7 protein-coding genes and 1 riboswitch are annotated in these 17,791 nt (G+C 62.9%); of the genes, 6 read left to right on the plus strand and 1 reads right to left on the minus strand.

Features of this window, described 5'->3' with window-relative positions:
- The first annotated feature begins 94 nt into the window (after nucleotides 1-94).
- Nucleotides 95-224, plus strand: a riboswitch (TPP riboswitch).
- Both B5483_RS12240 and tenA read left to right on the plus strand, forming a co-directional pair.
- Complete coding sequence (locus B5483_RS12240; RefSeq protein WP_079730547.1) at nucleotides 216-2,390, plus strand: TonB-dependent receptor; 2,175 nt, start codon at nucleotides 216-218, stop codon at nucleotides 2,388-2,390. (Overlaps the previous riboswitch by 9 nt.)
- 15 nt (nucleotides 2,391-2,405) lie before the next feature.
- On the plus strand, nucleotides 2,406-3,068 hold the full coding sequence (gene tenA / locus B5483_RS12245; protein ID WP_054946304.1) for a thiaminase II: 663 nt from the start codon (nucleotides 2,406-2,408) through the stop codon (nucleotides 3,066-3,068).
- A 65-nt stretch (nucleotides 3,069-3,133) separates the two neighbouring features.
- Here the strand turns inward: tenA and B5483_RS12250 are convergent, their stop codons facing one another.
- Entirely contained in the window at nucleotides 3,134-4,153 is a 1,020-nt protein-coding gene (locus B5483_RS12250; RefSeq protein WP_079730709.1) for an aromatic ring-hydroxylating oxygenase subunit alpha, read from the minus strand.
- A 671-nt stretch (nucleotides 4,154-4,824) separates the two neighbouring features.
- Here B5483_RS12250 and B5483_RS12255 point away from each other — a divergent pair.
- From B5483_RS12255 to B5483_RS12270, 4 genes are read left to right on the plus strand one after another with little or no spacing between them, the layout of a single operon-like run.
- On the plus strand, nucleotides 4,825-6,435 hold the full coding sequence (locus B5483_RS12255) for a ShlB/FhaC/HecB family hemolysin secretion/activation protein (RefSeq protein ID WP_054946303.1): 1,611 nt from the start codon (nucleotides 4,825-4,827) through the stop codon (nucleotides 6,433-6,435).
- On the plus strand, nucleotides 6,435-12,656 hold the full coding sequence (locus B5483_RS12260) for an MBG domain-containing protein (protein WP_079730548.1): 6,222 nt from the start codon (nucleotides 6,435-6,437) through the stop codon (nucleotides 12,654-12,656). Before B5483_RS12255 ends, B5483_RS12260 begins: the two co-directional genes overlap by 1 nt.
- A complete protein-coding gene (locus B5483_RS12265) occupies nucleotides 12,656-15,754 on the plus strand; it encodes a CHAT domain-containing protein (protein WP_079730549.1) in 3,099 nt (1,032 codons plus the stop codon). The genes B5483_RS12260 and B5483_RS12265 overlap by 1 nt, the downstream gene beginning before the upstream one ends.
- Nucleotides 15,751-17,790 carry an adenylate/guanylate cyclase domain-containing protein gene (locus B5483_RS12270; protein WP_054946301.1) on the plus strand — a complete coding sequence of 680 codons (2,040 nt, stop codon included), beginning with the start codon at nucleotides 15,751-15,753 and terminating at the stop codon, nucleotides 17,788-17,790. Before B5483_RS12265 ends, B5483_RS12270 begins: the two co-directional genes overlap by 4 nt.
- Nucleotide 17,791 lies beyond the last annotated feature (1 nt).

A 17,791-nucleotide genomic window follows, 5' to 3' on the forward strand; every position in this document is an offset into this window, starting at 1 on the left:
CTGGATGGTCGCCTTTATTCTGCCAGATCATTGCCGAAATGAATGGTCGGCCGCGATTGACGCTGGCGCACCGTTTTTCTAAGCGCGCTCACTTGAACAACCCACGGGGTGTCCTGGCGCTGTCAGGGCTGAGAGGTGGATCGCGGCGCATTCCGGCGTCCAGTCCGCAAACCCGCGAACCTGATCCGGTTCATGCCGGCGGAGGAATAGGGACAATGCGACGCCAAGCCACACGTTCGTCTGCCATTTTCACGGTGCTCGGCGCCGGCCTCTCCATGGGCATGCTCGCCCCTGCGCACGCTGAGGAAGTGGCCAGCGAAGACCCTATCGTCGTCACTGCACGCGGTCGGCCCGAGGCGCAGATCGCAGTGCCCGATACCGTGACCGTGTTCACGCAGGACGACATCGTCCGCCGCAAGCTGACCACCATCGACGAGTTCGTCGCCGCGACGCCCGGCGTGTTCATGATCAACGATCAGGACCCCGGCACCAACATGATAACGGTGCGCGGCGTTTCGACCAACCGCAACCAGTCGCCGTCGATCGCCTACGTGGTGGACGGCCTGGCGCTTGCCGATTCCGAGCTTTTCACCCTGCGCACGTACGATGTCGCGCGCGTCGAAATCCTGAAAGGCCCGCAGGGCGCGCTCTTCGGACGCTCGGCATCGGGCGGCGCTGTGAACATCGCCACCAACGATCCCTCCGACGTTGCGGGCGGCATGGCCTCGCTCGGGATGGGCAATGGCTTTACCTGGACGGCGGACGGCGTGGTCAACGCGCCGGTTTCGGACAGGGTGCAACTGCGCCTCGCGGGCTCCTATCGCAACAGCGACGGCTTCATTCGCAACAGCTACCTCGACAGGAAGGTCGACGGCTTCATCAGCCGCAACCTGCGCCTGAAAGCCAACATTGCAACCTCCGAAACGAGCACGCTCAAGCTGCGGATCGGGTGGGCGAACGAGGAAGGCGGCGCGGCCTACATCTCGTCCGAGAACGTCACGGGCCGCAACGACGGGCGGCTTTCCGGTGCGATCCTTACCGATCCGCAGGGCGATTTCGAGGGCCGTGCATCGCGTGAGTGGTGGGGTGCCCAGGCGACCTTCGAGCAGGAACTGGGCGATGCCCTGATGCTCACATGGTCGGGTGGTTACGACAGCTACCACAAGGACTTCGTCGAGGAACTGGATTTTCGCCACGATACTCCCGTTACGCTGGGCGGCGTGCCGCTGTTCCCGAACGGTATCCAGCCCATCTCGCAGCCGGTCGACATCGAGGCATGGACCAGCGAACTGCGCCTGACATCGCAAGGGGCCGGGCCCCTGCGCTGGCACGCGGGCTTCTTCTTCCAGCGTCTCGAACGCGACCGGACCGATGATTTCGGCCCGCTCCTTTTCGGTGCCGAGCCGCAGCGCGCCGAGACCCGCTCCAACCAGATCGGCCTCTTCGCTCAGGCCAGCTACGACATGCTGCCCTCGTTCGAGGCAACGCTGGGCCTTCGTTACGACCGCGACCGCCGCAAGGAAGACACCGTCGGCACCGATACCGCGACAATCTACGCCCGCCGCGCGAAGACATTCGACAAGTGGCAGCCCAAGATCTCGCTGGCCTGGCACCCGACACAGGACTTTACCGCCTATGTCACCGGCAGCGTCGGCTTCAAGGCGGGCGGCTTCAACCCGCTTCCCGGCGCCTCGGACATCTGGACCGCCAACTTTGCGGCGGAAACCGTCAAGTCGCTGGAAGCGGGCGTCAAGGGGCGCCTCGCTGACGGGCGCGTGCGCTTGGCGCTGGCGGGCTTCGTTACCGACTACAGCAATTTCCAGAACACCGTCTTCCTCGGCAATTCGGTGGTGCTCTCGGTGCCCAAGGTGGACGTCCACGGGTTGGAAGCTTCGGCGCAGGCCGAACTCGGCCTCGGCTTCCGCCTCGATGGTGCCGCGGCATGGACGCACAGCCGCGTCGGTCGCTACACCACGCCCAATCCCACGCCCGAACCCGGCGAACCGGCGACGATCGACCTTACCGGCAATCGCACGCCCAATGCCCCCGACTGGACGCTGAACGGGGGGATCGGCTGGCAGGGCGATGCGGGACCCGCCAAGGTCGACGCGCGCCTCAGCGTCGCGTACGTCTCGCGCGTGGACTTCGAGATCGACAATATCCTGCATACGCCCGGATATGCTTCGGTCGACGGCAGGGTCGGCGTCGACCTCGGTCCGTGGAGCCTTGAGGTCTGGGCGAAGAACCTCTTCGACAAGCGATGGGCGATCTCCGCGTTCGGCCAGCAGCAGTTGCCGCTGCTCCTTGGCCTTGGTCCCGACGGCCCGTTCGACAGCTTCACGATCAACTCCGGCCGCCAGTTCGGCGTCGGCGCCACCCACCGTTTCTGAGGGAAGGACGAGCCCATGAGCTTCTGCGACACGATCTGGCAGGACGTGACCCCGCTGCGCCGCGCGATCCTTGCCCAGCCTTTCCTTGCGGAACTGGCCGACGGTTCGCTTCCGCCCGAAAGCTTCCGGCACTACATGCTGCAGGACAGCCTCTACCTCGCCGAATATGCCCGCGTGCTTGCGATCGCCTCCGCCCGCGCGCCGACGGCTGCCGGACGGCTCGAATTTTCGGATGGCGCCAAGGTCGCGGTGCAGGTGGAAGAGGCGCTGCATCAGGCCTTCTTCGCGCAGTTCGGCGTCACTCCAGAAATGGCGCGCGAGGCCGAGGCGACGCCCGCCTGCCTTGGCTACACCGGCTACCTCGCCAGCCTTGCCGCGACGCGCAGCTACGAGGAACTGATCGCGGGCGTCTTGCCCTGCTTCTGGGTCTACTGGGAAGTCGGCTGCGACATCAAGCCGCGTGCCGCCTCGCCCAATCCCTACGCGGCCTGGATCGACACTTACGCGGCCCCCTCTTTCGGCGAGGCCACAGCCCGCGTGCGCGCGCTGGTGGACGAGGCCGCCGCCAACGCCACCCCGGCGACCCGCGCCGCGATGGAAACGGCCTTTCGTATCGCCACGCGCTATGAATGGATGTTCTGGGATTCCGCCTACCGGCGCGAGACCTGGCCGATCTGAGCGGCTCTGATGAACGTCGGCTTCGAATTGGCGCCGACGTTCATCTGCTTGCCCCTAAGCAAGCATCAATTGCCCACCTGAGCTTCATCGGCAGCCTCGGCCCGGCGTAGCTGCATCATGCGCCGGCGTGCGCGGATCGCGCCTGCATCTGTCTCCAGAATGGCTGGACGTGCATCCCAGAAATCGCGTGTGCCAAGCGATTGTTGCGCCGCTTCGATCATCGGCTCGTCCTCTTCGATAAAGACTTTCCGCGCGAGGACTTCTGCCTCGCGAGTGGCTTCATGATCGTAGAAGTAGTGGCTGCTCGTCGAGGTCTCGGGCGTGATGATGTGCGGATTGACCATTTCCGGCACTACCATGTCCCGCCGTTCTGTACCCGTTCGCGACAGGCCGACGGTGAGCGCCATCGCTGCAGGGGCGTGCCAGCGCATGTATAACCACTGGTCAACTCGCGCACCGTCAGCGACCATCGGCGCGGCCCATGCCGGGGCCGGGACAGCTTCCATGTCCCAGTTGTTCCAGATCGCGCCGCTCTCGTCGGTCACCACCGATTGACGGCCAGCGAAGATCGAACCGTTGACGCCGAAACTCTCGACATGGAGAAACTCTATGTGCGTAAGATCCATCAGGTTGTCGGTCACAAGTTCATAATGGCCCTGTATCACAAGATGGCTGCGCTGCATGCCGTCGCGGTCAACGAAACCGAAATCGGGGATGAGGCGAGCGTCGGCCTTATTCGGGTCGCCGGGCCAGAACCACAAGGCGCGATGGCGCAGAATTACCGGCATCGTTCGCGCTCTCACATGAGCTGGCGGCGGTCCCGGGAAAGGACTATGTACGCAGGTTCCAGTGCGGTCAAAGCCGAGCCCGTGATACGGGCAATGGATGACATCGGCCTCGAGTTTCCCTTTGCTGAGCGGGACGAAACGGTGCGGGCAGCTATCGGCAAGCATGGCGTACGTTCCGTCGGAGAGGCTGGCGATCAGCCATTTCTCGCCAAGCAGCGTGCGCGAAAGCATGCCGCCATCGGGAATTTCATGATCCCACGCCGCCATATACCATAAGTTGCGAACGTAATCGGCCATCGGGTTCTCCCAGTTCTTCGACATGGGAGGGGACGATGTTTTTGCATACCGCGCCGCCTCCCGAAGGATCGTCCCGAAGGACAAAGCGGCCTGCAGCATGGCAGCGCCGGGCCTGGCCCTCACGCTACCTTCCCAAGCAAAGCATGTAACATGCTTCGCTACCAGGCTTGGCAATCTGCTAACTAGAATACCCTTTCCAGTCAAGATTCGCTGATGAGTCTCGTCGGATGGTCAACGAGCTGGCGCGTGGCATAGGAGAGTGGACGGGCGGCTTGCCAGCCTATCAAAGCCTTCACCATTGGTGCGGTTCAGCCGCCGAATTACGCATCCCAGAAGCGGACTGTCCGCTTATTTCTCAGAAGAGTGCACAAGTGCTTTGTGTGGATGATTTTTAATGAGCGATCTGCGCGTTCAGTAACCCATTGTTTACCATCAATTCCTACTGCCGATCCCAGATTGTGATGGGGCAATAGGGGCGAATAATGGCAACTGCTACGGGGCAGGACCCTCGGCTAGTCCGGGGCGGTGGATTTTTATGGATTGCAGAACTTGTCGTAGCGTTTGGCCTGGCCATCCCCTCCGTCGCCCAGGCCCAGTCTGTCCCCCTGACGCCGCCAGCTCGAAGCGATCTGGAGCCGCTGCCGCAGGAACAGGCTGCCCCTCGACCGCGATTGACGGTTGACGAGCGCATCGAGCGCGCGCCCTGCGCGCTGGAAGATCCGGCCTACTCCTCGATCAAGATCAGGATTGCCACAGCCACGTTTCGCAATCTGGGTCCGGTAGATGCCAGCGAACTGGCTGATACCTATGGCGATTTCGTCGGCACCGAACAGCCGATCAGCGTGGTGTGCCGGATTCGCGATGCGGCCGCGACCAAGCTTCGGAAACTGGGCTATATCGCCGCAGTTCAGGTGCCCGCCCAGCGCATCGAAGATGGTGCAGTCAATTTCGAAGTGCTCTACGCCAAGGTCACGTCGATCCGCGTGGTGGGCAAGGTCGGCCGTAATGAGCGGTTGATTGAGAACTATCTATCCAAGCTGGCCGACGGTCAGCTGTTCAACCGCTTCCAGGCCGAACGCTACCTGCTGCTGGCCCGCGACATTCCGGGCTATCAGGTGCGCCTTTCGCTCAAGCCAGCAGGCACCGGCGCGGGCGAGATGATCGGCGAAGTGCGGATCGACTACACCCCGGTCACGGTCGACTTCAGCGCGCAAAATTATGCCGGTCCCGGCACCGGCCGCTATGGCGGGCAGCTGCGGGCGGTGTTCAACGGCCTTACCGGCATGGGCGATCGCACGACGCTGTCCTTTTATTCGACGGCGCAGGTCCATGAGCAGAATATCCTGCAGGCGGGTCATGAAATGGCGCTGGGCGGAAATGGCCTGCGGATCGGTGGGCGCGTAACCTATGCCTGGACCCGACCCGATTTGGGGCCTGCCGTCCCCGACGTTTCGGCGCGTACGCTGTTTGCGAACGTCGAGGCGATCTACCCCTTCCTTCGCAAGCAGGCGGTTACCATCCGCGCTGCCGCCGGTCTGGATTTCGTCAACCAGAAAGTCGATTTCGGTGGCATCCCCCTCAGCGAAGATCGTCTGCGGGTGGGCTATGTGCGGCTCGACCTGGACGCGATCGATCTCAAGGGCATGGGGCCGGGCGGCTCGATCCTCTGGAAATTCAACGGATCGCTGGAGGCGCGCAAGGGTCTCTCCATCTTCGGTGCCAGCCCTGATTGCATGACCCAGCAGGCGACCTGCCTTGCGACCGGCTTCGTTCCGCCCAGCCTGATCGGCGGCGATCCCAATGCCTCCGTTTTCCGCTTCAACGCCAATCTCGAACTGCATCCGCTGCGCCGTTTCGCCGTGACATTCTCGCCGCGCGCGCAGGTCAGCACGGCAGGGCTGTTCTCCTTCGATCGCTTTTCCATGGGCAATTACACGGTCGGGCGGGGCTTCGATCCGGGCACTGTGACCGGCGACGATGGCATTGGTATCCAGACCGAGCTGCGGCATGAAGGTTTCCGGCTCAATCCGCGCAGCAATGTGGAATTTCAGCCCTATCTGTTTCTCGACAATGGCTGGACCTGGGACCGTTCATCGCCGACGGGCGGCGCGCAGCCGCTGCATTCTCTGGGCGGTGGCCTGCGAAGCCGTGTCGGCGGCCGTGCGCGTCTCGACCTTGCCGTCGCCTTCCCCCTGACGACCCTACCCGGCGAGACGGGACGCCGCGATCCGCGCTTCCTTGTCACCTATTCGATGAATCTTTTGCCCTGGAGCACCCGCTGATGCGCCCCCGTTCGTCTCTCTCCCTACTGCGTAACGCCTCGCTCGTCGCGCTGCTCGCGGCGATGCCGCAGGTGGTCTGGGCGCAGGCCTTTCAGGGCACCGGCACGGTCGATTTCGGCAGCGCGACCATCGATTCTTCGGTCGCAGGCGTCGACAATATTACCGTCGACACCGCGCACACAACGATCACCTGGACGCCCACCGACACCGGAACGGGCGGCGGCGCGATCAACTTCCTGGCCAGTGGTGACACGGTCAATTTCGCGGCGAACGGTGCGCTGGGCAGCAACTATGTCGTGCTGAATCGCATCGTGCCCGTCGACCAAACGCGTGCGGTGCGGCTTGACGGCAACATCACCAGCGACGCGGCCGGCAGCGTGTGGTTCTACAGTCCCGGAGGCCTGCTGGTGGGCAGCACGGCGCGGATCGATGTCGGCAGCCTGTTGCTCACAACGGGCGATCCGGTGGTCGACGGCACGGGCGATTTCATGGCTAATGCCGGTCAGTTCAGCATCGGTCCGCAGTCAGGCAGCACATCGGCCATTGTGGTCGAGGCCGGGGCCGAGGTGCGCTCTGAAAACGTAGGGCAGAACAATTATATCGTCGCTGTCGCACCACGCATCCAGCAGGACGGCCTGCTGAGCGCGCGCGGTTCCGTGGCGCTGGTCGCGGCGGAAAGCGCCGACTTCGCGATTGATAACACTGGGCTTTTCAACATCAGTGTTACGAGCGGATCCGGGGTTGCGACCAACACCTTTACCCATACAGGTTCTACCGGCGGTCCTGATGTCGCCGGGGTCGGTGAGACGCGCCGGGTCTATATGGTGGCGGTTCCCAAGAACAACGCGATCACGATGGCGATCGAATCGAGCGGTTCGATCGGCTTCGACGTCGCAGGCGCGGCCAGCCTTGACGGCAACACCATCGTTTTGTCGGCCGGGCACAATATCGCCGACAGCGGCTCGGGCAATCCGATTGCCGTGGGTCCGGCAAGTTCGGGCACGGCGGACATCAGCATCGCCCGGGGCAGCTATACTTCGAACGGCTATGTCAGCGCAGTCGGCAACGTCACTGTTACCGACATGACCGCAGGCGGGACGCCCGACATAAGCTTTGCGTCCAATCTTTCGATCCACGCCAACAATGCCGCAATACTGCGTGCCGAACAGGGCACCATTTCGATAGGCGGCGACCTGGTGCTCGAGGCGGACGCAGGCAGTACCGGTGCGGGCAGCGCGTCGCTGGAGGCAGGTCTGGCCGGAACCGCGGTCAATATCGGTGGCAATCTTCTGGTTTCTGCCAGCGAGATCAACACAAGCAACTTCTATGCATCGGGTGGCGCAGCCCAGTTGCTGAGTGATGGCGGTCTCATCACCGTCGGCGGATCGGCAGTCGTGGCAGCCAATGCCATTGGCTTCGATACCGGCATCGGCAGCGGCGGATCGGCCTATGGCGGCTCTGCAATTGTCACGATCGGTGCGGGCGGTGGGCTGCTCGTCTCGGGTGGTTCGTTGACGGTCGACGCGTCTGCAAAGGGCGGGGCCGCCGGTGATGGCTCCGGCGATCTCGGTGGCGATGCCTATGGCGGGTTTGTGAAGGTCGAAACCACGGGCGGCACCATTGGCGTGGCAGGCACCCTTGCCATCGGCAGCAGCGCTATTGCGGGCGACGCGGGGCTGACGAACGGAACCGGCGGTGAAGCCTTGGCCTATCAAGCACCGGAACTGCTGATCCAAGGCGCGATCACGACCGGTGGTCTTTCGCTGGACGCCCGGGTAAAGGGTGGCAGTGGCAGCAGCGGCGGCAACGCCTATGCTTCATCGCCCATTTTCACCCTTAGCCCGGGAAGTATGCTGACTGTATCGGGCGACGCGCTATTCGATACCTCGGCCCATGGCGGCGACGGAGCCGTCGGAACCGGCGGCTACGCCGTAGCGGGCAACGTCAAACTCGCAGTCGGGGACAGCGCGGCGACGATCGATCTGCAATCCAATGTCGGGTTCAATGCATCGGCCATTGGCGGCAACAGCGCGAGCGCCGCCGGTGGTGCTGCGACCGGCGGAACGGTGCTTCTGGCCGCCGATGCCGGCACGTTCAAACTGGCGAGCACAGGCGGGTCGCTGGCCTTTGACACCAGCGTTCAGGCCGGAACAGGCACCATCAGCGGCGTTGCCCAGAATGGCTTTACGCTGTTCAGCGCAGCATCGAACGCCACGGCATCCCTTGGCGCGGGGGGCGGCTCGCCGGGCGACATCGTCATCAACGCGCCGATTACGGTCGGCGGCAACAGCCATCTCAAGATCCTCGCCGCAGGGTCGATCGACGTGGCGGGCACGGTGACTGGCAGCGGCGCGAACGCGCACCTTACCCTGCAGGCGGATTCGGACGGCAATGCCGCCGGAACGGTTACGGCACAGTCCGGCCTGTTCAACCTGACCGGCACGGGCAACCAGATCGACATCTATTATAATCCGGCCAGTTTCGGCACCCCTACGGATTTCTCCGGCAGCGTAGTGGCCGGTAACCTGACTGCCTATCAGTTGGTCTATACCCTGGCCGACCTTCAGGGGATCAACAACTTCCTCGGCCAGAATTTCGCGCTGGGCACCGACATTGACGCTTCTGCGACCATCGGCTGGAACGGTGGCGCGGGTTTTGTGCCGCTGGGCACGGGATCGCAGTATACCGGCAATTTCGATGGCCTGGGCCATGTCATCACCAACCTGACCATCAACAGGCCGGGCGTGACGCAGGTCGGTCTGTTCGCCTTGGCCGGTGGACCGGCTTCCCAGCCGGCCATTTCGATCCGCAATGTCGGCTTGATCAACGCCAGCATCATCGGCGGCGACAGTGTCGGCGGCCTGATCGGCGCAACCGCCAATTGCGGCTTCTGCGGCGCGGTCAAGGTTTCGAACAGTTTCGTGACGGGGACCGTGACCGGCCAAAGCAATGTCGGCGGCCTGATCGGCGGTACCGGCATGAATACGTTCGTCGACGGGTCGCATTCGACCGCGGCCGTGATCGGAAGCGGCAGTAGGATCGGTGGCCTGATCGGCGGGGCCTATCATGCCGTGGTCACCCGGTCATTCTCGACGGGCATCGTCTCCGGCGCGGACAACAGCACCGAAGTCGGTGGCCTGATCGGCTGGCATGACTATGGCAGCATTGATCAGTCCTATGCCAGCGGCGACGTCGTAGTGGGCGCGGGCGCGCAATTTGTCGGCGGGTTGACCGGTACCAACTGGGTTTCGGTGTCTCGCTCATACGCGCTGGGCGATGTGATTGCAGGATCGGGCAGCGACAGTATTGGCGGTTTGGTCGGGCGGAATATCGGTCCGGGTTATGGCACCATCAGCGCCAGCTACTCGACCGGCGCGGTTATCGCGCAGGGCGGAACCAATGTCGGTGGTTTCGTCGGCGACAATGCGGGCGGCGTCATCTCCAGCAGCTATTGGGACGGCTTTACCAGCGGTCTGTCGGCAGGCTTTGGCGCCAACACCGGTACGATTACCAACCTGCTGTCGGTGACCGGCGACCCCAGCCAGTCGGGGGCAGGCAACTATGCCTTTGGTTCGACGGCCTATGCCAACCTGAACCCCAACGACTGGATCTGGATCAAGAACGCTACGCGGCCGATCGGCATTTGGGAACAGCCCCAGTTCCAGTCCGGCGTGGCATCGATCGGCAGCATCCATCAAATGCAACTGGTAAGCCTCGCGCTCGAACGCAATTATCGACTGTCCCATAACATCGATGCGACGGAGACTGCACGTCTGAGTGGCGTGTGGGGGCAGGACGGCTTCATCCCGCTCGGTGATGGCGAGCCACCATTTCTGGGCGTATTCGATGGTGCGGGCCATGTCATTTCCGGTCTGGCGATCAACCGGCCTTCGGAAAGCGAGGTTGGCCTGTTCCGTTATAATGCCGGCACGATCCGCGACCTTGGCCTTGTCGATGTCAATATCCTTGGCGGTCTGGGCTGGGTTGGGGCGATTGCGGGAGGCAATTCGGGAACGATCACGGGGTCCTTCGTGACTGGCGTCATCAACTCCGGCGGGTCGGACACGGGTGGTCTGGTCGGCATGAATCAGAGCACCGGGATCATTGACAATAGCTGGTCCGGAGTGAACGTCAGCGGAGGCAATTATATTGGCGGTATCGCCGGTTCCAATGATGGCAGCATATCCTTCACCTTCGCCAATGGCGTCGTGACGGGGGCTGGCGCCGGCGGTCTCGTCGGCTCCAACTCGCCGTCCGGTTCGATCCTCAACAGCTATTGGGACAGCGAAGCATCGGGCGTGTCTGTGGCCTGCTCTATCGACGGCGGAACAAGCTGCGCTAACGCCGGCATGTTGACCACCGCCCAGTCGAGGCTGGCTTCCAGCTTTGCAGGCTGGTCGCTCGATACGACCGGCACCGACACTGCGATCTGGCGTATATACGACGGGCTATCGACCCCGCTGCTCAAGGCGTTCCTTCGCCCTCTGGTGGTCGGACCAACCGACACGACATTGGTCTATGACGGGACCGTGCCGCTGCTCAATGCCATCCCCCTGGGCGCGGACCTGAACCATCTGTTCGGCACGGCGGGGATCAGCGGCGCCGGGCGCAATGCAGGCAGTTATTCCGTCAGCTATTCGGGCGGGCTGTCGTCCGACCAGCTGGGCTATAATATCATTACGGCCCCCGCGGCGACTTTGACGATCACGCCAGCGGCACTGACTCTGAACGCCGTCACGGATGGACGCATCTATGATGCTACGATCCTGTCGAGCGGATCGGTCGGCATCGTCGGTCTCCAGGGCGCCGATAGCATTAGCGGCCTGACGCAGTCGTTCGACAGTGCCAATGCCGGCACGCGTACGCTGTCCGTCGATACGGGGTACACGATCAACGACGGTAACGGCGGGGGCAACTATACCGTCTCGTTCAACACGGCCTCGGGCAGCATCACCCCGGCGGCGCTGGTTCTGAGTGCTGTAAGTGATACGCGCACTTACGATGCCACGGTCGGTTCGACTGGAAGCATTGGCATCAGCGGCCTGCAGGGCGCCGATAGCATTGGCGGCCTGACGCAGTCGTTTGACAGCGCCAATGCCGGCACGCGTACGCTGTCCGTCGACACGGGGTATACGATCAACGACGGTAATGGCGGGGGCAACTATACCGTCTCGTTCAATACGGCCTCGGGCAGCATTACTCCCGCCGCCGCGACAATCACCTATACCGCGAATCCGGTCAGCAGCGCTTACGGCGATGCGCTGGCTGGGCTGACCGGCACGGAGAGCGCGAGTGGGTTGTTCGGATCGGACACGCTGGCCACGGTAACGACCGGCACCGCGGTCTATTCTACCTCTGCCAGCGCACTGAGCAACGTTGGCAATTATGCCGTTACGGGATCGGGACTGAGCGGAAATTCGGCGAACTACAGCTTCTCCTTTGTCCAGGACCCTACGAACGCCATCGCCCATTCGGTTATCGCGCGGGCGATTACAGTAAACGGCGATTTGCGCGACCGGCTCTATGGCGATGCCAACCCGATCCTGACCTATACGGTCGGCGGTGCGGGACTGGTCAATGGCGACACGCTGACCGGATCGCTCAGCACCACGGCGGACACATTGTCGGGCGTCGGTTCCTATGCAGTGACGCAAGGCACGCTGGCTGCTTCGTCCAACTACGCGCTGACTTATGTCGATGGATCGCTGAGCGTCACGCCCCGGTCGCTCATCATTAGCGCCGACCCCGCAAGTCGCGTGCAATTCGACCCCAATCCGGCGTTGACCTACACGGTAGGCGGCGATGGTCTGGTAAATGGCGACAGCCTGGCCGGCGCGCTGACGACTACCGCGACGATCGCTTCGCCTGCAGGGTCGTATCCCATCACGCAGGGCACGCTGGCTGCTTCGTCCAACTATACTGTGACCTACACCGGCAATGACCTCACGGTTCTTCCCTGCAGCGCGGCCAATGGTTGCGCCGGATCGACCGTGCCCACGATCGCAAATCAGGTGAGCAGTTCGGTGCAGCAGCAGGAACAGAGCGCGGCATCGCAGACCGAAGAGGAGCAGAAGGAACAGGCCGCGGCCGAAAGCACGGGCAATCCCAAGGTTGTGGTCAACAGCGTGATAGACACCAGGAAAGTCAGCCAGCCGCCACCGGTAGACGAGCCGGTCTCGGGAACCGGCAATTCATCCCTCTGGATTCCGGGAGACCTATGATGAAGCGTATTGTTCCATGGCTGGCTGCCACGGCATTTGCCCTTGCCCAGGGTCCTGCCCTCGCATCGCCAGTTGCCATATCGGCATCCGACAGTTTCCGCGTCGGCGATCACGGCGTGCTGTGCACCGCGCAGAGGCGCAGCGAAGACAGCCGGTTCACATCCATGTTCGATCGGGGCTATGATGTGGTCTGCCGCGACGCCGCAACGCCGGTTGCACGGCTCTATGCGCTCAAGGCACCTGCAGGCGACCCGGCGAAGGGAACGGACAAGGACCTGTCCTGCGCCAACCCGGCGGAAGCGACGATAGCCGATCTGGGCGGCGTTGCAAAAGTCGAGTGCCGCAATAGCGCCGGCCTCAATTACACCATCTACCGCCTGCGGCGCGGCGGCGAAACGCTGAGCGCGGAAGGCCTGTCGGCCTATGACAGCGCGCTGCAGGTCGGACTGCGCGCGCTTGCCGCGGATCGCCCGGTGAGCGGCGAGATTTCCGTCGCTACCACCAATGCCGGCGACCCCGCCGCGTTTGCGCGGGTCCAAGCGGCCAGCCTCGATCCCGCTCAGGCGCTTGCTGCCGGTTATGACCGCAATATTGAAGGCAGCTACGCCGAAGCGTCGGAGTTTTTCGAGGCGCTGGTTGGCCGGGTTCGGATCAACGACAGCGAGGCCAACAAGGCGGCGGAATATTACGCCAATGCCGCCATGCAGCAGTCGAACCTGGGCCATATGGCCGAGGCGGACCGCCTTTTCGCTGACGCGGCCAAGGTTGCCGACGGGTCGGACGCCCTGTTCGGACGCTTGTTTCGCAACCTGCAGGCGATGCACAGGCTCAATCAGCTCGATGCCGAAGGCGCCCTTGTCGCTCTCGACACCGCGGTTCCGGCCATCGCTGAGGCGGCGGGATCGAGCGAACGGCTGACCGGCGGTTTCATCGACAAGCAGCTTTCGCAGCGGCTTCAGGTCGATGACGACGCCATGATCAAGCTGGGCGGAGGTGCGACCCACCTGTCCGAAACCGAGCGCGGCACATTGCTGGATGCCCAATCCCATTATCTGCGCGGCGTCGCCCGGCGGATGAAGGGCGAACCTGATGCGGCCAGATCGGAATTTGCAACGGCAATGTCCGATTATGCGTCGGTACGTGGCGGGGCGGTGCGATCGATGCACTGGATGATCGCCAGCATCTTCACCGAACAGGCCCAGTTGGCAGAGGCTCAAGGCAAAGGCAGCCTGGCGGAAAGCCATTTGCGCGAGGCTCTGCGCATCTATGAGGATGATTATCCGGAATCGGCGACGGTTCTGTCCGCCAAGGCGCGGTTGGCTGCATTGCAGGCCAGGCATGGAGCCATGAGCGATGCCATCCCTGCCTATCGCCAACTGGTGCGCGATGCCGCGCACGTTCCGGGCGGCAGTGAAGCTCTGCGCGCCCTTATCAAGCCCTATTTCGAGGCGCTTGTCGCCAAGGGCGATATGCAGTCCGCCAACGACTTCTTCCTGGCCAGCCAGGCTATGGTGCGTCCGGGCGTCGCCCAGACACAGGCCGTGTTCGCGCGCGAATTGTCGGGCGGTAGCGATGAGGCATCGAGCCTGTTTCGCCAGTCGATCAGCCTGACCCGCGATATTGTCGTCACCGATGCTGAGATCGCCCGCCTTGGCGCGATTGACACGCGTACACCGGAGGAAAATCAGCTGCTTGTTGCTGCGCAGGCGCATCGCCAGCAGGTGGGCGCCGATCAGACCGCGTTGCTGGCCCAACTGGCTGCATTCCCCAAGTTTCGCGTCATGGCGAGCTCGACCCTGGAACTGGAAGGAATGCAGGCCGCGCTCAAGCCCGGCGAAGCCTATTACAAGCTGCTGATTGTGGATGAGACGGCCTATGGCATGCTCGTGCGACCGGATAACAGCCGGATTTTCAAGATCAAGGCTACCCGCGACGAGCTGGAAAAGCTGACCGATGCCATCCGCGATTCCATCGTCATCGAGGAATCGAACCAGCTCGTGACCAATCCCTTCAATCTTGTCGCCGCGCACAAAATGTATGACCTGCTCTTTGGAGCGGTGGCCGGGGAAGTTCCGTCGATCAGGCATCTGGTGTTCGAACCCGATGGGCCGCTGCTCAAGTTGCCGGCCAACGTATTGGTCATGGATCAGGCCAGCGTCGACGCCTATGTCGCGCGCCAGAAGGCCAAGAATCCGGACGAATTCGACTTCACCGGCACCGCTTGGCTGGGCCGCGACCGCATGATCTCCACAGCCGTTTCCGCACAATCGTTCATCGACGTGCGTCGCCTGCCCGCTTCCCGTGCCGCGCGGAATTATCTCGGCATGGGGCAAAACGCACCGGCAGCCAGGCTGGAATGGGCACCGCATAGCGAGCAAGGCCGCGACCCTTGCGACTGGGCCCTTTCCGTCTGGAACAAGCCAATCTCCTCGGCCGAACTCAGGCTTGCTTCGCTGCGCCTGGGCGGAATGGATAATGAGGTTGTGACGGAGGAGGGATTTTCCGACACCGCTCTGCGCGAGCGTGAGGATCTCAAGGATTTCCGCATCATCCAGTTCGCGACCCATGGCCTCGTCACCGCGCCGCGTCCTGGCTGCCCGGCGCGTCCGGCGCTGGTGACCTCCTTTGGTCAGCGGGATTCCGACGGACTTCTGAGCTTCAAGGAGATCTTCGACCTTCGGCTGGACGCTGACACGGTGATCCTCTCAGCCTGCGACACCGCTGGCGCGGCGACGGCGGCGGCGACGCGCGAAGCGGGCATTGGCACCGGCGGCAATTTCGCGCTCGACGGTCTGGTGCGCGCCTTTGTCGGCGCCGGAGCGCGATCGGTCATCGCAAGCCACTGGCCGGTACCCGATGATTATGACGCCACCAAAAGGCTGATGTCGCTGATCTACGAGGATAGCAGTACCCGCCCGATCGGCGAATCCATGCGCTTGTCGGAGAACCTGCTGATGGACGATCCCTTGACCTCCCATCCTTATTATTGGGCAGCCTTCGCCATTGTCGGCGACGCTGCAAAGCCGCTGTCCAGCGGCGGAACCGGCCAATTGGCCGACACGCAGGGTGCTGTGAACCAGAAGGAAACCCACCAATGAGCGATCGCCAGGAGAAAGCAGCCAGAGGCTTTTCCAAAAGGCTGGGCAAGCTGGCGACGCAGATCGGCCGGACCCGCATCGCGCTATCGCTGGTCGGGCTGGTTCTGGCTGTGCTGGTTGCCAAATTCAGCTGGAACCTGCCTTTCGCCATCGATGCCGAACATGCCCTGTTCGATGCGCGGATCATCGCCACCGCTCCAACGGTGGAGCAGGACACTCGTGTCGTCATGGTCCCCTATACGGACGAGACGCTGATCCGCACGGGCAAGCGGTCGCCGCTGGACCGCACCACCCTGGCCAAGGCGCTGGCGCGGATCGACGGCATGGGGGCGAAGGGGATCGGAATCGATATCCTGATCGACCAACCGCAGAGTGACGACGACCTGCTCATCAAGACCTTCCAGTCGATGAAGACGCCGACTTTCCTCGCCCATGCCTCCATCGACACGGCGAGCGACAAGATTCTCTACGAACAGCAGCAGTTTCTGGAGAATTTCCAGAAGGAAATCGCCAAGGGCGGCAATGTCCATCCGACTAGCATCGTCATTCAGACCGATTCCGACAATGTCATGCGCAAATGGGCGGACATCATCCCAGGTGCGCCGCCGCGCATGCCCAATGCGCTCAATCCCGGCGACAAGGCCTTCGCCGATTATACCGGCAGCCTGGCCTATCGTCGCCCTGCGCTGAAGGATCAGCCGATTTTCGCGGCCATCCCCATCGACACCTTTGCCAATGACGATCTGTTCCAGTCGCCCGAGGCGTCGGCCATGTTCGCGCAGCAGATCAAGGGCAAATATGTCCTTATCGGCGGCAATATCCAGGATATCGATATTTTCCAGACCCCGCTGACCCGCGGTGCGGCCGAGGACGAAGCGAAGAATATCTGGGGGGTGGAGCTATTCGCGCACATGCTGGCCCAGATGATGGATGGTCGGCTTCTGAAGCCGGTTCCGAACTTCGTGCTTTGGTTGGCGGCGATCGCCGCCGTCATTGCCGGCGCCTTTACCGCCTCTTTCAATCGTAAGCCGCTTGTGTCCGGTTCACTGCTCGCGGTCCAGATTGCGGCGTTGGGCGGCATTCCGTTCCTGCTCGCCGCCAATGACATCGAAACCTATGGCCTTCCCGCCTTCGGCTGGATCGTGGGCTGGCTGGCCGCCTTCATCATTGCCGGATCGGCGGCGCGAGCGCTGAGCGCCGAACAGCGCCGCTTTGCGCAGGGCGCGCTGGGCAAATATCTGCCTGCCGACATTGCCGCGGAAATCATGAAGGACCCCGATTCCCTTCAGCTTGGCGGACAGAAGCGCGAAATTTTCGTGATCTTCTCCGACCTTGAGGGCTTCACCAAACTGAGCCACGCCATCGAACCGGAAATGGTGGCGAAACTGCTGAACCGATATCTCGACATGTTGAGCGACGTGGTGTTGGCCCATGGCGGGACCATCGACAAGTTCGTCGGTGACGCCGTCGTTGCCTTCTGGGGGGCGCCGATCAGCCGCCCGGACGACGGCGAACGCGCGGTTAAGGCGGCGCTTGCCATGCATGCTGCCGGCGAGGAGTTTCGCCGGACCGTGCCCGAAGGCGTGCCGCCGATCGGCATGACCCGCGTGGGCCTGCATTATGGCGAGGCCATCGTCGGCAATTTCGGCGGCGAAGGGCGCATTCAGTATACCGCGCTGGGTGACAGCATGAACACCGCTGCGCGCCTTGAATCGGCCAACAAGCAGACCAAGTCGGCCGTGCTTGTCAGCGAGAGCGCGAAGGAGCGTTGCGGCATGGATATCTTTCGGCCGCTGGGCAATGTCGTGCTGCGCGGCCGGGCTTCGTCGATTGGCATTTTCGAACCGGTTCCCGACATGCCCGTGGCCGAGCGCAGGCAGTTCTGCGAAATAGCCGACAAGGCTATCGGCGGCTGCTCGGATGCCTTGAGCGAGCTTGAAAAGAAATCGGAAACCATAGTGGCCGACAAGGCCTTAACGCAGTTGATTTACCGACTGAAAAACCAAGAAGCTGGAGGGTATTTTGTTCTCGACTAAG

The sequence above is a fragment of the Novosphingobium mathurense genome (assembly GCF_900168325.1).
Lineage (GTDB): Bacteria > Pseudomonadota > Alphaproteobacteria > Sphingomonadales > Sphingomonadaceae > Novosphingobium > Novosphingobium mathurense.

Coding starts and splice junctions, on each gene's coding strand:
- B5483_RS12265 (WP_079730549.1), top strand. CDS start 12,656: ATGAAGCGTATTGTTCCATGGCTGGCTGCCACGGCATTTGCCCTTGCC.
- B5483_RS12240 (WP_079730547.1), top strand. CDS start 216: ATGCGACGCCAAGCCACACGTTCGTCTGCCATTTTCACGGTGCTCGGC.
- B5483_RS12270 (WP_054946301.1), top strand. CDS start 15,751: ATGAGCGATCGCCAGGAGAAAGCAGCCAGAGGCTTTTCCAAAAGGCTG.
- B5483_RS12250 (WP_079730709.1), bottom strand. CDS start 4,153: ATGGCCGATTACGTTCGCAACTTATGGTATATGGCGGCGTGGGATCAT.
- B5483_RS12260 (WP_079730548.1), top strand. CDS start 6,435: ATGCGCCCCCGTTCGTCTCTCTCCCTACTGCGTAACGCCTCGCTCGTC.
- tenA (WP_054946304.1), top strand. CDS start 2,406: ATGAGCTTCTGCGACACGATCTGGCAGGACGTGACCCCGCTGCGCCGC.